Origin of the sequence: Spirillospora sp. NPDC047418 (assembly GCF_040643275.1) — a bacterium.
In the GTDB taxonomy this organism is placed as follows: Bacteria; Actinomycetota; Actinomycetes; order Streptosporangiales; family Streptosporangiaceae; genus Spirillospora.
The window spans coordinates 1-13,683 of record NZ_JBEYTW010000151.1 but is presented as its reverse complement, the minus strand read 5'-3'; the positions used below and the strand labels follow the sequence as shown (position 1 = coordinate 13,683).

At 73.3% G+C, this 13,683-nt stretch carries 13 protein-coding genes; 8 read left to right on the top strand and 5 right to left on the bottom strand.

The window, feature by feature from the left end; genetic code table 11:
• On the top strand, positions 1–346 hold a 346-nt coding region (locus ABZ806_RS43365), incomplete at its 5' end, for an alpha-glucosidase C-terminal domain-containing protein (RefSeq protein WP_500225491.1).
• Between the two features lie 2 nt (positions 347–348).
• Positions 349–1,776, top strand: coding sequence for a maltokinase N-terminal cap-like domain-containing protein (locus tag ABZ806_RS43360; protein ID WP_500225488.1), 1,428 nt, complete (start codon positions 349–351; stop codon positions 1,774–1,776).
• Between the two features lie 121 nt (positions 1,777–1,897).
• Here ABZ806_RS43360 and ABZ806_RS43355 read toward each other — a convergent pair whose 3' ends face one another.
• Positions 1,898–2,656: a GntR family transcriptional regulator gene (locus ABZ806_RS43355; protein ID WP_500225487.1), complete on the bottom strand. Its 759-nt coding sequence runs from the start codon at positions 2,654–2,656 to the stop codon at positions 1,898–1,900.
• Between the two features lie 201 nt (positions 2,657–2,857).
• Between ABZ806_RS43355 and ABZ806_RS43350 the strand changes: the two genes are divergently transcribed.
• The 3 genes from ABZ806_RS43350 (at position 2,858) to ABZ806_RS43340 (ending at position 6,103) form a co-directional block, all read left to right on the top strand.
• Positions 2,858–3,076 (top strand): hypothetical protein, encoded by a 219-nt coding sequence (locus ABZ806_RS43350; protein ID WP_500225484.1) that lies wholly within the window; start codon positions 2,858–2,860, stop codon positions 3,074–3,076.
• Positions 3,077–3,491: 415 nt separating this feature from the next.
• Entirely contained in the window at positions 3,492–5,723 is a 2,232-nt protein-coding gene (glgB, locus tag ABZ806_RS43345) for a 1,4-alpha-glucan branching protein GlgB (RefSeq protein WP_500225481.1), read from the top strand.
• Between the two features lie 26 nt (positions 5,724–5,749).
• Positions 5,750–6,103: an ACT domain-containing protein gene (locus ABZ806_RS43340; protein ID WP_500225478.1), complete on the top strand. Its 354-nt coding sequence runs from the start codon at positions 5,750–5,752 to the stop codon at positions 6,101–6,103.
• A 10-nt stretch (positions 6,104–6,113) separates the two neighbouring features.
• Here the strand turns inward: ABZ806_RS43340 and ABZ806_RS43335 are convergent, their stop codons facing one another.
• Positions 6,114–6,971: an NUDIX domain-containing protein gene (locus ABZ806_RS43335; RefSeq protein ID WP_500225474.1), complete on the bottom strand. Its 858-nt coding sequence runs from the start codon at positions 6,969–6,971 to the stop codon at positions 6,114–6,116.
• Positions 6,972–7,071: 100 nt separating this feature from the next.
• On the opposite strand from ABZ806_RS43335, the gene ABZ806_RS43330 reads away from it, so the two are divergent.
• From ABZ806_RS43330 to ABZ806_RS43320, 3 genes are all read left to right on the top strand, one after another.
• Positions 7,072–7,560 carry a PaaI family thioesterase gene (locus ABZ806_RS43330; RefSeq protein ID WP_500225473.1) on the top strand — a complete coding sequence of 163 codons (489 nt, stop codon included), beginning with the start codon at positions 7,072–7,074 and terminating at the stop codon, positions 7,558–7,560.
• Between the two features lie 82 nt (positions 7,561–7,642).
• The gene (gene sppA / locus ABZ806_RS43325) at positions 7,643–9,346 is read left to right on the top strand and encodes a signal peptide peptidase SppA (RefSeq protein WP_500225471.1); all 1,704 of its coding nucleotides are present in this window, start codon (positions 7,643–7,645) and stop codon (positions 9,344–9,346) included.
• The gene (locus ABZ806_RS43320; RefSeq protein WP_500225493.1) at positions 9,331–9,825 is read left to right on the top strand and encodes a flavin reductase family protein; all 495 of its coding nucleotides are present in this window, start codon (positions 9,331–9,333) and stop codon (positions 9,823–9,825) included. Before sppA ends, ABZ806_RS43320 begins: the two co-directional genes overlap by 16 nt.
• An 18-nt stretch (positions 9,826–9,843) precedes the next feature.
• On the opposite strand, the gene hutI is transcribed toward ABZ806_RS43320, so the two are convergent.
• The 3 genes from hutI to ABZ806_RS43305 are packed head-to-tail and all read right to left on the bottom strand — an operon-like array spanning position 9,844 to position 13,569.
• Positions 9,844–11,007, bottom strand: coding sequence for an imidazolonepropionase (hutI, locus tag ABZ806_RS43315; protein WP_500225469.1), 1,164 nt, complete (start codon positions 11,005–11,007; stop codon positions 9,844–9,846).
• Positions 11,004–12,359 (bottom strand): formimidoylglutamate deiminase, encoded by a 1,356-nt coding sequence (locus tag ABZ806_RS43310; protein WP_500225468.1) that lies wholly within the window; start codon positions 12,357–12,359, stop codon positions 11,004–11,006. Before ABZ806_RS43310 ends, hutI begins: the two co-directional genes overlap by 4 nt.
• A gap of 10 nt (positions 12,360–12,369) precedes the next feature.
• The gene (locus ABZ806_RS43305) at positions 12,370–13,569 is read right to left on the bottom strand and encodes an allantoate amidohydrolase (protein WP_500225467.1); all 1,200 of its coding nucleotides are present in this window, start codon (positions 13,567–13,569) and stop codon (positions 12,370–12,372) included.
• Between the last annotated feature and the right edge of the window lie 114 nt (positions 13,570–13,683).

Sequence of the window (13,683 nt, the reverse complement as noted above, 5' to 3'; positions counted from 1 at the left end):
CGAGATCCGGCAACGCCACCCCGTCTTCGGCGTCGGCTCCTACGTCGAACTCTCCGCCTCCAACCCCTCCGTCCTCGCCTTCACCCGCGAGATCAACGGCGGGGACGCCAACCAGTGGGGCGGCATGGACACCGTCCTCTGCGTGAACAACCTGTCCCGTTTCCCGCAGCCGGTCGAACTGGACCTCCGGCGCTTCCGCGGCTCCGCGCCGATCGAGTGCATGGGCGGCGTCCAGTTCCCGGCCATCGGCGAACTCCCGTACCTGCTGACGCTCCCCGGCCACGGCTTCTACTGGTTCCTGCTTCCGCCACCGCCCGGCGACGACCCGGGCGAAGGAGTGATGTAGCCGTGCCGCCGCCCGCGCCTTCCCTCGTCCGGCTCCTGTCCGACTGGCTGCCCCGGCAGCGGTGGTTCGGCGGCAAGGACGCCCCCATCGACGAGCTCTCCCTCGGCACCGCCACCGAGCTGCGCACCGGCGACCCCGCCCTGCACCACCTCGTCCTCGACGTCCGCCAGAACGGCGCCACCGACCACTACCAGGTGCTCCTCGGCATCCGCCGCGAGCTGCCCGAGCGGCTGCTGCCCGTCGGGATCGGGCGGGCGGACGGCGAGCCGGGGCTCACCGGGCACGTCTACGACGCCGTCCACGACCCGGACCTGACCGGGATCCTGCTCGACTTCATGGCGAGCGAGACCGCGGTGGGGCCGCTGCGGTTCCGCCGCGCCCCCGGGACCGGGATCCGCACGGGCCTGGAGGGCCTGCCGACCTCCGCCGAGCAGAGCAACACCTCGCTGATCTTCGACGACGCCTACATCTGCAAGCTGTTCCGGCGCCTGTCGCCCGGGGTCAACCCCGACCTGGAGGTCAACCTCGCGCTGTCCCGCCAGGGCTGCGAGCACATCCCGGCCGTGCACGGCTGGATCGAGCTGGACCCCGGCACCGGGGACTCCGGCGAGCCGGTCACGCTGGCGATGCTCTCGGAGTTCCTGCGCACCGGAACGGACGGCTGGCAGCTCGCGCTCACCAGCGTCCGCGACTGGTTCGCGCAGCCCTCGCCGCCGGGACCGGCCGCCGAGTTCACCACGGGCGACGCGGGCAACGCCGGCGGCGACTTCGCCGCCGAGGCCGAGCGGCTCGGCGCCGCCACCGCGCAGGTCCACCGCGACCTCGCCGCCGCGTTCGGCGTGACGCGGACGCCTCCCGAGGTGCTGCGCGACATCGTCTTCGGGATGAACGAGCAGCTCGACGAGGTCACCGCCGCCGTCCCCGAGCTGCGCCCGCACGCGCCCGCGATCCGCGCGGTGTTCGACCGGGTCGCCGCCGACGCGGCGCCGCTGCCGTTCCAGCGGATCCACGGCGACTACCACCTCGGCCAGGTCATGCGCACCGACGCCGGCTGGTTCCTGCTCGACTTCGAGGGCGAACCGGCCCGCGACCCCGCGGCCCGCCGGGCCCTCGGGCACCCGCTGCGGGACGTCGCCGGGATGCTGCGCTCCTTCGAGTACGCGGCGCGGTTCCTGCTCGCGCGGGACGGCGGCCTGCCCGCCGACACCGCCGGCACGCTGGAGCAGCGCGCGCGGGCGTGGGCGGAGCGCAACCGCGCGGCGTTCTGCGACGGCTACGCGGCCGCCGGCGGCCCGGACCCGGCCGCGCACGCGGCGCTCGTCCGGGCGTTCGAGTTCGACAAGGCGGTCTACGAGGTCCGCTACGAGGCGCGCAACCGCCCCGCCTGGCTACCCGTCCCGCTGCGCTCACTGACCCACCTGACCGGCTGACCCGCACCCCGCCCGATCACAGGCCGCCCGGTCACAGGCCGCCCGGTCACACGGCGCCCGGTAACACGGCGCCCGGTAACACGGCGGCTGGTCACACGGCGCCCCGTCACACGGCGGCTGGTCAGAGGTCTATCGAGTAGTCGAGGACGACGCGGTCGGCGGGCAGCACGATCTCCCGGCAGACCTCCAGCACGCCGTGCCGCGCCAGCATCCGGCGGGTGATGGCGAGGACCGGCACGCCGCCGGTCATCCGGAGCGTCTCGGCCTCCTCGGGCGTCGGCATCCGGGACCGGACGGCCTCCTCCACCCGGACCGGCGGATGCCCGAGGTAGGCGAGCTGCGCGAGCGTCCCGCCGGGCCACGGCTCGCGCTCGGGGTCGGAGACGGGCGTCTCGCCGACGAGGTCCCACGGCAGGTAGTTGACGGAGATCTGCTGCGGTTCGCCGCGCGCGTGGAAGACGAACCGGCGGCGCAGCAGCTCGGTGCCGGCCGGCAGCTCGAACAGCGCGCCCAGCTCGTCGTCCGCGCGCACCCGGGTGAACTCCTTGTCGAGCCGGTACTGCGCCCAGGTGATCTTCTGGTCGCGGGTGAAGGTCGTCTCGGGCACCGCCAGCGGCCGGGTCACCGCGCGGTACCGGTCCATCGCGACGCGGCGCGCCGGCGGGACGACCTTGACGAGGGTGCCGCCGCCGCGGCGCGTCTCCACGAGCCCCTCCCCGCGCAGCAGCGCGACCGCCTGCCGAACGACGATCTCCGAGACGGCGTGGGTCTCGCACAGCTCCGCGATCGTCGGCAGCCGGGACCCCCGCGGCAGGCTGCCGTCCCGGATGCCCTCCCGCAGCGTGTCGGCGATCCGCAGGTAGGCGGGGCGGTCCGGCACCGGCGTCACCTCCCAACTCGGTTACGCCGCGTTCGAACCTCGTTCGACCCGGCGTTCGATCCTGGCTCGTCCCTCCCTGCCATCCATACCTTCCACGCGCTATCCGCGAGGGCACGGTCCGCTTACGGACAGCTTGACACCTCTTAGACCAAGTAAGACTTTTGTATACAGAAGAACGGCCGCGGGGAAGGGACGACCTTGATGGGCGACTTCGAGGACTTGAAGGCGGCCATCGAGGGAGAGTTTCCGGGCTGGCAGGTGTGGCGCAGCGACGCGGGCCGCTGGTACGCGACCCGCAGCGGCGACCTCAGCGACGCCGAACTCCAGGCGGGATGTGCGATGACGGTGGCGGCGGACGACCCCGCGGGGCTCCGGGCGCTGCTCGCCGAACAGGCGCGCGGGGGGCGTGGGGAGCGGTGAACGGACGCCATGGGGAACGGCGCGGCCCGGTCCGCAAGCGGGGGCGGACCGGGCCGGGGCGCTCCGGTACGGCAGGTACCTGTGTCGCTCAGGTGACACAGGAATGGATCCCTGGGCGGTGGGGTCGATGTCACCCCTGGGGCGAGGCGGCCGTTCCCAGGAGGGACGGCCACCGGTAGACGTGGCCGCACGGGCGGCGCATTCGTGCGACCCCACGACGACCAGTCGACCCGCCCGTGCGACCGCAACCCACCGTCCTCCAGCCCCCACCCACCGCCCGCTCACCACCGCATCGACGGTGATGGCGATCTTGAACGTCAAGCTCGGGGAAACAGGTCGGCCCGGCATGTGAGACCGCCCCGTCTCAGGGCACCTCTACTGAGGTAAAAGCTCAGTGACGGGAGGCCATGAGGCCATGGCACGGGTGACGCGCGCGGAGATCGACCGGCTCGTCGGCGGCGACCACCACGATCCGCACGGCGTCCTCGGGGCGCATCCGGGCAAGGACGGCGTGACGGTGCGGGCCCTGCGGCCCCTGGCGGAGAAGGTCGAGGTCGTCCTGCCGAACGGGGACAGGCACGCGCTCCGGCACTTCCACCAGGGCCTGTTCCGGAGCACGCTGCCGGCGGACGCCTCGTTCGCCGGCACCGACGAGCGGACGGCGCCGCTCGCCGTCCCCGACTACCGGCTCGCGGTCACCTACGGCGACGGCATCGAGTCGATCCAGGACGACCCCTACCGGCATCTGCCGACGCTCGGCGAACTCGACCTGCACCTGATCGGCGAGGGCCGGCACGAGGAGCTGTGGCGGGCGCTCGGCGCGCGGCCCCGCTCCTACGCGTCCGCGTTCGGCACCGTCCACGGGACCGGGTTCGCCGTGTGGGCGCCGACGGCGCGCGGCGCGCGGGTGGTCGGCGACTTCAACCACTGGGACGGGCGCGCCCACCCGATGCGGTCGCTCGGGTCCACCGGCATCTGGGAGCTGTTCGTCCCGGGCGTCGGCGACGGCATGTGCTACAAGTACGAGATCCTCGGCGCGGACGGCGTGTGGCGTTCCAAGGCCGACCCCATGGCGCAGTGGACGGAGCGTCCCCCCGCGACGGCGTCGCGCGTGTTCACCTCGTCCTACGAGTGGGCCGACGGCGAATGGATGGACGGCCGCAAGGACCACGACTGGCTGCACGAGCCCATGAGCGTGTACGAGGTCCATCTCGGTTCATGGCGCCCCGGGCTCGGCTACAGGGAACTGGCGGAGGAGCTCACCGAGTACGTGCGCGACATGGGGTTCACGCACATCGAGCTGCTGCCGGTGGCCGAGCACCCCTACGGCCCGTCGTGGGGCTACCAGGTGACGTCCTACTACGCGCCGACGTCACGGTTCGGCGGCCCGGACGACTTCCGCTACCTCGTCGACCGTCTCCACCAGGCCGGTATCGGCGTCATCATGGACTGGGTGCCGGCCCACTTCCCCAAGGACGAGTGGGCGCTGGCACGGTTCGACGGCACCGCCCTGTACGAGCACGACGATCCGGCGCGCGGCGAGCACCCCGACTGGGGGACGCTGGTGTTCAACTTCGGGCGCGCCGAAGTCCGCAACTTCCTCGTGGCGAACGCGTCGTTCTGGCTGGAGGAGTTCCACATCGACGGCCTGCGCGTGGACGCCGTGGCCTCGATGCTGTACCTCGACTACTCGCGCAACGAGGGCGAGTGGTCGCCGAACATCTACGGCGGCCGGGAGAACCTGGAGGCCATCTCCTTCCTGCAGGAGATGAACGCGACGGTCTACAAGCGCAACCCCGGCATCATGACGATCGCGGAGGAGTCGACCGCGTGGCCGGGCGTGTCGCGTCCGACCCATCTCGGCGGGCTCGGGTTCGGGTTCAAGTGGAACATGGGCTGGATGCACGACACGCTCGAATACCTGCGCCACGAGCCCGTGTTCCGGCACTACCACCACAACGAGATCACGTTCTCGCTGGTGTACGCGTTCTCGGAGAACTACGTCCTGCCGCTGTCGCACGACGAGGTCGTCCACGGCAAGGGGTCGCTGCTGAGCAAGATGCCGGGCGACGCGTGGCAGCAGTTCGCGGGGCTGCGGGCCCTGCTCGCCTACATGTGGTCGCATCCCGGCAAGCAGCTGCTGTTCATGGGCCAGGAGTTCGGGCAGGGCGCCGAATGGGCGGAGGAGCGCCCGCTCGACTGGTGGCTGCTGGAGAACGCCGCCGAGGGCGCCAACCATCTCGGGCTGCAGAAGCTCGTCCGCGACCTGAACCGCACCTACCAGGCCGAATCGGCGTTGTGGACGCGCGACAGCGACCACGAGGGGTTCCGCTGGATCGACGGCAACGACGCGGGCGGCAACACCCTCTCCTACCTGCGCTACGGGACGTCCCGGGGCGGCGAGGAGCCGCCGGTCATGGCGTGCGTCGTCAACTTCGCCGGGAACCCGCACGAGGACTACCGGCTGGGCCTGCCCCGCGCGGGACGCTGGCGCGAGGCCGTCAACACCGACGCCTACGAGTACGGCGGCAGCGGCGTCGGCAACATGGGCCGCGTCGAGGCGACCGGCGACCCGTGCCACGGGCTGCCCGCGTCGGCGGTGCTGCGCGTCCCGCCGCTGGGCGCGGTCTGGCTCGTCCCCGAATAGGGCCGGTGCCTGGCTAGGGTGGGCGCATGCAGCACCTGCACATCGTCCCCGGCCAGTTCACGGTCGAGCACCTGCCGCACGCCACGTTCCCCGAGGACGACGAGTGGATCGCGCTGGTGCGCGCCCCGGAGGGCCTCACCGCCGTCCGGGAGGCGTCGCCGTACACCGAGGCGGAGCGCTGGGTCGGCTTCTACGGCGACGCGGGCCACGGCCTGGACGTGCCCGGGATGCTGGCCGCGATCGTGGGGCCGCTCGCGGACGCCGGGGTACCGGTCTTCGTCGCGTCGACGTACCACGCCGACCTCGTCCTCGTCCCGGAGCACCGGTTGAAGGACGCGACGGCGGCGCTGCGCGACGCGGGCCACCGGGTGGACGTCTAGCGGGGTCCGGCTAGAGGCGTTCGAGCAGCCAGCGCGGGCCGGTCACGGCCGCGCCGGCCTCCTCGCAGCGGGCGCGCAGCTCCCGGTCGGCCGTGACGACCAGGTGCGCGGTGTCGGGCCCGGCCTGCCGGACGAGGTCGACGATCCGGTCGTCGCCGCTGCCGGGCGCCGCCACGACCCGCACCCCGTCGGACGGCTCGTCCGCGACACGGCGCGCCGCGCCCTCCACGACCATGACGACCTCGGGGAAGCACCGGTCGAACGGGACGACGCCGGCGGGCAGGCTCCGCACACCGCCGTCCAGCGCCTTCAGGTCGTCGCGGAGCCGGGCGTTGGCTCCCGCGCGGTCCTTCCACCAGCCGTCGGCGCGGGCGCCGACGACGTTCGCCGCGTCCACGACGAGGACGAGCTGCTTCATCGCGTCCTGCAGGCGGGGCCAGGACCGGGCGAACGGCTCGAACAGCTTGCGGTCCGTGACCTCTTCCAGCCGCACCCATTCGGCCCTGCGCGTCTCCCGCGACGCGGCGCCCACGTGGACGCGCTCGGACAGCGACCCCATGACCGACGTGTACATCCAGCCGCCGTGGTCCTCGACGCGGGTGCCGTGCACGTTCACCACTCCGGTGTCGAGCGTGCACTCCTCGGAGGTCTCGCGAAGCGCGCCCGAGACGGCGTCCTCGTGGCTGTGCAGCGCACCGCCGAACATGCCCCACGTCCCGCCGCCGATGCCCCACCACGCGCGCTGCTGGAGCAGGATCCACACCTGGCCGCCGGGGTCGCGGTGGTAGGCCAGCAGGCCCGCGGCACCGAACCGCCCCCAGTGCGTGTGGCCCTGCCCGCAGCCGGCCCAGCCGTCGCCGTCACCCATGCCTCCGACCCTAGCGCCGGACACCCGTGACGAACGGCATAGTGCCCGCCGCCCGCGCACCGAATACGATTCGAAGATCACCGCGACCAGGGAGAGTGAGTTGAGCGTCGACGCGACCGCGGAGGCCATGCGGGAGGCCGCCGACCTGTGGAACACGCTGTCCGGCGCCGGCTTCATCCAGGCGATGGTGGACCGGAGGGTTCCGGAGTTCTCCGACATCAGCGACTACATCGGGCAGGCCGTCACGTCCGCGGAGCCCGGCCGGGTGGACATCGCGTGGACGCCCGGGGACAGGCTCTGCAACCCCGGCGGCACCGTCCACGGCGGCTACATCGCGATGATCCTCGACAACGCCGTCTGCATGGCTGCGAGCAGCACGTGCGAGCACTTCATGCCGATGCTCACGCTGAACCTGAACGTCGACTACCTGCGCGGCGTCCAGTCCGGCCAGACCTACACGGTGACCGGGAGGTGCCTGCACCCCGGCGGCACCCGGATGGTCTCCAACGCGCTGATCACCGACGCGGCCGGCCGTCCCGTCGCGCAGGCGTCCGGGAGCGTCATCCCGAACAAGGCGTTCGCCCGCTGATCGGCGCCCTCCTCCTTTCGTCGGAGAATGGCTGGACTCAGGGCGCAAGAAGGCCCCGGAGCGGAACACATAGGCTGGTGCCATGGTGGATCCCGGCACAGTCGTCAACGTGATCAAACAGGCCCGCGACCGGCGGACGGCCCCGCTGATCCTCGAACTCGACCTCACCGAGGGCCTCGTGGAGACGCCGCCGTCCGACCCGATCTCGGCGATCCTGTCCATGCGCCGGACGAACCTGCGGGACGTCCTGGACGGGCTGCGCCGCGCCCGCTCCGACAGCCGGGTGCGCGCCCTCGTCGTGAAGGTGTCCGGGGGCATCGGGCTGGCGCTCGTGCAGGAGCTGCGCGAGGCCGTCCAGGCGCTGCGGGACGCCGGCAAGCTCACCGTCGCGTGGGCGGAGACCTTCGGCGAGGGCGGCCGCGGCACCGTGCCGTACTACCTGGCCACCGCCTTCGACAAGGTCTACTTGCAGCCCACCGGCGAGGTCGGGCTGACCGGCGTCGCGCTCGAGGAGCCGTTCTTCGCGGGCGCCCTGGAGAAGGCGGGCATCCAGCCGCGGTTCGCCAAGCGGCATGAGTACAAGACCATGGCGAACACGTTCATGGAGAAGACCTACACACCCGAGCACGAGGAGTCGTCCAGGCGCCTGGTCACCTCGCTCGGCGAGCAGATCAACGCCGGGATCGCCGCCGCCCGCGGCCTGACCGCGGAGAGGGTCCGCGAGCTCGTCGACCGCGGCCCGTTCCTCGCCGGCGAGGCCCTGGAGGAGAACCTCGTCGACCGCCTCGCCTACCGCGACGAGGTCTACGCCGACGTGCGCGAGCAGGTCGGCGACGAGGCGCAGCTGCGCTTCGTCGCCCGCTACAACCGCGCGCACGGCCTCGCCGGCCGGCTGCCGCAGCCCGGCAGGCAGGACGTGATCGCGCTGATCAACGGGCACGGCCCGATCCGGCTCGGCCGCAGCGGCCGCGGCGGCCCGCTGCCGAACTCCGGTCCGGCGATGGGCTCGGACACGATCGGCGCCGCGTTCCGCGCCGCCGTGAAGGACGACCGCGTCAAGGCCATCGTGTTCCGGGTCGACAGCCCCGGCGGCTCCGCCGTCGCCTCCGACGCGATCTGGCGCGAGGTCGTCCTCGCCCGCCGCGCCGGCAAGCCGGTGGTCGTCTCCATGGGCAACGTCGCCGCGTCCGGCGGCTACTACGTGTCGATGGCCGCGGACACGATCATCGCGCAGCCCGGCACGCTCACCGGCTCGATCGGCGTCGTCGTCGGCAAGGCCGTGGTGAGCGGCCTGCTCGACCGCGTCGGCATCGGCCTCGGCGCCGTCGCCGACGGCGACCACGCCCGCATGCTCAGCGCCACCAAGGACTTCAGCGACTCCGAGTGGGAGCGCGTCAACGCCTCCCTCGACCGGATCTACGACGACTTCACCGCGAAGGTCGCCGAGGGCCGGGAGCTGCCCCGCGAACGCGTCCACGAACTGGCCAGGGGCCGCGTCTGGACGGGCGCCGACGCCAAGGCCAACGGCCTCGTGGACGAGCTGGGCGGCATCGACGCCGCGCTGGACCTGGCCCGCAAGAAGGCGGGCCTGGCGTCCGACGCGCCGATCCGCGTGTACCCGCACACCTCGCCGCTGGAGCGGCTGCGCCCGCCGGAGTCCAGCGAGGACCGCACCGCCGCGTCCGCCCGCTTCGACGGCTGGGGCTCCCTCGGCGGCCTCGCCGCCCGCCTCGGCCTGCCCTCCGCGGGCCCGCTGACCCTGCCCGGCACCTGGGAGATCCGCTGAACACCGACTTCGTCGAGGCCGTCGCGGGCTTCGCCACGGGCGTGGTCGTGCTGACCGTCCGGGACGGCCGCGACGACCTCGGCACCACGGTGACCTCGTTCATGTCGGTCTCGCTGGACCCGCCCATGGTGCTGGCGAGCGTGGCGGCGTCGTCCTACCTCTCCGAGGTCCTGAACCGGCGGCCGCGCTGGGCCGCGACGATCCTCGCCTCGTCCCAGCGCGCCCTGGCGGGCCGCTTCGCCGCCGAGGGCCGCCCGAGCGCCCGCATCCTGCTGGCCGCCGAACCCCACCACCGCGGCGCGCATTCCGACGCCCTGATCCCCGAGACCGGCGTCTGCGCCCTGGAATGCGAGACCCGCCAGACCATCGAGGCCGGCGACCACACCCTCTTCGTCGCCGAAGCCCTCACCACGGACTACATCCTCCGCGACCGCACCCCCCTGATCAGGGTCAACCGCCGCTACCTCGCCCCGGCCTGACCTGCCACGCGACCGGCTTCACCGCACCCGGTGGCCGACCTTCCAGGTGGTGTGGGTCTGGGGGACGCCGGGGCGGTAGGCGAGGTGGATGTGGGACGGGGCGTCCAGGACGTGGACGTCCGCGCGGGCGCCCACGGCCAGGTGGCCCACGTCGGTGCGGCGGAGGGCTCGGGCGCCGCCGGCAGTGGCGGACCAGACGGCCTCGGCCGGCGTCATGCGCATGTCGCGGACGGCCACGGCGACGCAGAACGCCATGCTGGAGCTGTAGCAGGAGCCCGGGTTGCAGTCGGTGGCGAGCGCGACGGTGGCTCCGGCGTCCAGGAGGCGGCGGGCGTCGGGGTAGGGCTGGCGCGTGGAGAACTCGACGCCGGGCAGCAGGGTCGCGACCGTCTGGGACGCGGCCAGGGCGTCGATGTCGGCGTCGCTCAGGAAGGTGCAGTGGTCGGCCGAGGCGGCGTCCAGTTCGACGGCGAGTCGCACGGCCGGGCCTTGGGTGAGCTGGTTCGCGTGGAGGCGTGGGCTCAGGCCCGCCTTGACGCCCGCCTGGAGGATCTCGCGGGCCTGGTCGACGTCGAACGCGCCCTCCTCGCAGAAGACGTCGACCCAGCGGGCGTGCGGGGCGCAGGCCGCGAGCATGTCGGTCGCGGCCAGGTGCGCGTAGGCGGACGCGTCGTCCTTGTACTCGGCGGGGACGACGTGGGCGCCCAGGTACGTCACCTCGTCGGCGAGTTCGGCGGCGATGCGCACGGCGCGTTCCTCCTGCTCGACCGTGAGGCCGTAGCCGGATTTGCATTCGACCGTGGTGGTGCCCTGGCGGGCCATCTCGTCGATGAGGCGGCGCAAGTTCGCGCGCAGGTCGTCGTCGGACGCGGCGCGGGTGCGTTCGACGGTGGTCCTGATGCCGCCCGCGGCGTAGGGCCGGCCGCTCATGCGGGCCGCGAACTCCTCGGCGCGCTCGCCGGCGAAGACCAGGTGGGCGTGGGAGTCCACGAAGCCGGGGAGGACGGCCCGTCCGGCGGCGTCGAACGACTCGTCGGCGGCGGGGGCGGCCGAGGCGGGGCCCGTCCAGGCGATCGTGCCGCCGTCCATCACCAGGGCGGCGTCGCGGACGATGCCGAGGCCGCCGCCGGTGGCGGGGTCGTTGGTGACGAGCTCCCCGATGTTCGTGATGACCGTGCTCAAGCAGGCTCCTCCTGGGTGGCGGCGGCGACCGCCTCGGCGAGTGCGGCGGGGACGTCGTCGATGAGCAGGTGGCGGCCGTCGTGGACGACCGGGCGGCCGGAGACGACGACATGCCGGACGTCGGCGGCGGTCGCGGCGAAGACCGCGGCCTCGGCGGCGTAGCCGGGCGCGGCGCCGGCGGTGCGGACGGAGTCGAGGTCGACGGTGACCAGGTCCGCGTACGCACCGGGTTCCAGGCGTCCCGCCTCGGGCCAGCCGAGCCCGTAGTGGCCGTTGGAGGTGGCGGCGGCGAGCAGCTCACCGGCCGTCCAGTGGCCGCGGACCCGGGTGCGGAGGCGTTCGTCCAGCTCGACGGCGCGGGCCTCCTCGAACAGGTCGATGACGGCGTGCTGGTCGGAGCCGAGGCAGATCGGGACGCCCGCGTCCGCGAGGGCGCGGGCGGGGCCGATGCCGTCGGCGAGGTCGCGTTCGGTGGTCGGGCACATGCACACGCCGGTCATGGTCGTCCCGAGGAGGCCGACGTCCTCGCCCGTGAGGTGCGTCGCGTGGACGGCGGTGGTGAGCGCGCCGAGCGCCCCCGCCTCGGCGAGCAACCGGGCGGGGGTCATGCCGTAGGCGTCCTGGCACGCCTCGTTCTCGGCGGGCTGCTCGGACAGGTGGACATGCAGCGGCGCCCGGTGCTCCTTCGCCCAGGACGCGACGGCGCGGAGCTGCTCGCGGGGCACCGCGCGGACGGAGTGGATCGCGGCGCCGACCCGGGCGTGCAGCCGGCCCGCCTTGTCCGTCTGCTCGTAGAGGGTGTCGACGCGGCGCGCCCAGTTGCCGGCGGTGCCGTCGCCGAAGCGCAGCTGCGGGCCCGCGAGCGGGCGGCCGATGCCGCCGGTGAGGTAGCAGGTGTCGAGGAGGGTGATCCGGATCCCGGCGTCGGCGGCCGCGGCGATCAGCGCCTCGCCCATCGCGTTCGGGTTGGCATAGGGGGCGCCGCCCGGTTTGTGGTGGAGGTAGTGGAACTCGCCGACGCAGCTGATCCCGGCGAGGGCCATCTCGGCGAAGACGGCGGTGGCGAGGGCGCGGTAGGAGTCGGGGTCGAGCCGGTCCGCGACCTTGTACATCTGCTCGCGCCACGTCCAGAACGTCCCGGAGTGGGCCTGGACACGGGAGCGCAGGGCGCGGTGGAAGGCGTGGGAGTGGGCGTTGGCGAGGCCCGGGAGCGTGAGGCCGGGCAGCCGCTGGGCGTGGGGGGCGGACGGGACGCCGGCCTCGATACGCGTGATCCGCTCGCCGTCGGCCTCGATGAGCACGTCGGCCGCCACGCCGTCACCGAGCCAGGCGAACTGGGCATGCCACTGCATATCCGGTTCCTTACCCGCGCGCCAGGTCGTCCAGTACCGCGGTAAGGGCGTCCACTCCCGCGAGGCAGTCCGCCGGTTCGGCGAACTCGGCGGGCGCGTGCGAGATCCCGGTCGGGTTCCGGACGAACAGCATCGCGGCGGGCAGCCGGGCCGACAGGACGCCCGCGTCGTGGCCCGCCCCCGTCGGCAGGACGGGCACGCCGCCCAGCGCCGCCCCGGCCCGGTCGCGCAGCGCGAGGTTGAAATCGACGATCTCGGTGTAGGACTCCTCGGCGAGGTCGACGCTCACCCGGTGCGGGCGCGCGGCGACGCGGGCGGCCTCGTCGACCTCCTTCACGGTGCGGCGGACGGCGTCGTCGGCCGCGCCGCGGGCGTCCAGCCAGGCGGTGACGGACGAGGCGATCGCGTTCACCCCGCCCGGCACGACGCCGACCTTCCCGACGGTCGCGACGGTGCCGTTCCGCTCGGCGGCCTCGCGGGCGGCGATGACCATCCGGGCGAACGGGAGCATGGGGTCGCGGCGGTCGGCGAGCGCGGTCGTCCCGGCGTGGTTGCCCTCGCCGGTGAAGTCGAACCGCCACCGGCCGTGCGGGACGATCGAGCTTGCGACTCCGACCGGCACGTCCAGGGCCCGTCCCTGCTCGACGTGGAGTTCGATGTAGCAGGCGATGCGTCCGAGGAGGCCGTCGTCGGGGCCGATCGCCTCCGGGTCGAGGCCGGCGTTGTGCATGACCTCGGCGAACGTGCGGCCGTCGCCGTCGGTCAGCGCGCGTGCCCGCGCCGGGTCGATCGCCCCGGCCAGCAGGCGCGACCCGAGGCAGGCCACACCGAACCTCGCGCCCTCCTCCTCGGCGAACACCGCGATCCCGATCGGCCGGCCGGGCCGGGCGTCCCGTTCCCTGAGCCGGTCGATCGCCGCGAACGCCGACACGATGCCGAGCGGCCCGTCGAACGCTCCCCCGCCGGGGACGGAGTCGAGATGGCTGCCGGTCAGGACGGCGTCGCCCCGCGTCCCGTCCTCGGGGAGCCACCAGGCGACCATGTTGCCGTTGGCGTCGTGCTCCACGTCGAGGCCGCGGCGGCGCGCCTCGTCCAGGAACCAGGCGCGGCACTCCAACTCGGGCGGCGTCCACGCGAACCGGTGGTAGCCGCCGGTCGCCGCGTCCCGCCCGACCGGCAGCAGCGCCGCCCACATCTCCTCGAAACTCACGCCATTCCTCCGTTCACTTGCGGCGTGTTGTTGTTTTTTTGGGGCGCCCAACAAAAAAAAAAAACGCACAAAAACAAAGAGGGGGGGGGCAGGTGGGGGGGGGGGGGGGCGCGC

Coding starts and splice junctions, on each gene's coding strand:
- ABZ806_RS43340 (WP_500225478.1), top strand. CDS start 5,750: ATGCAGCACCTGCACATCGTCCCCGGCCAGTTCACGGTCGAGCACCTG.
- ABZ806_RS43335 (WP_500225474.1), bottom strand. CDS start 6,971: ATGGGTGACGGCGACGGCTGGGCCGGCTGCGGGCAGGGCCACACGCAC.
- glgB (WP_500225481.1), top strand. CDS start 3,492: ATGGCACGGGTGACGCGCGCGGAGATCGACCGGCTCGTCGGCGGCGAC.
- ABZ806_RS43310 (WP_500225468.1), bottom strand. CDS start 12,359: ATGCAGTGGCATGCCCAGTTCGCCTGGCTCGGTGACGGCGTGGCGGCC.
- ABZ806_RS43350 (WP_500225484.1), top strand. CDS start 2,858: ATGGGCGACTTCGAGGACTTGAAGGCGGCCATCGAGGGAGAGTTTCCG.
- sppA (WP_500225471.1), top strand. CDS start 7,643: ATGGTGGATCCCGGCACAGTCGTCAACGTGATCAAACAGGCCCGCGAC.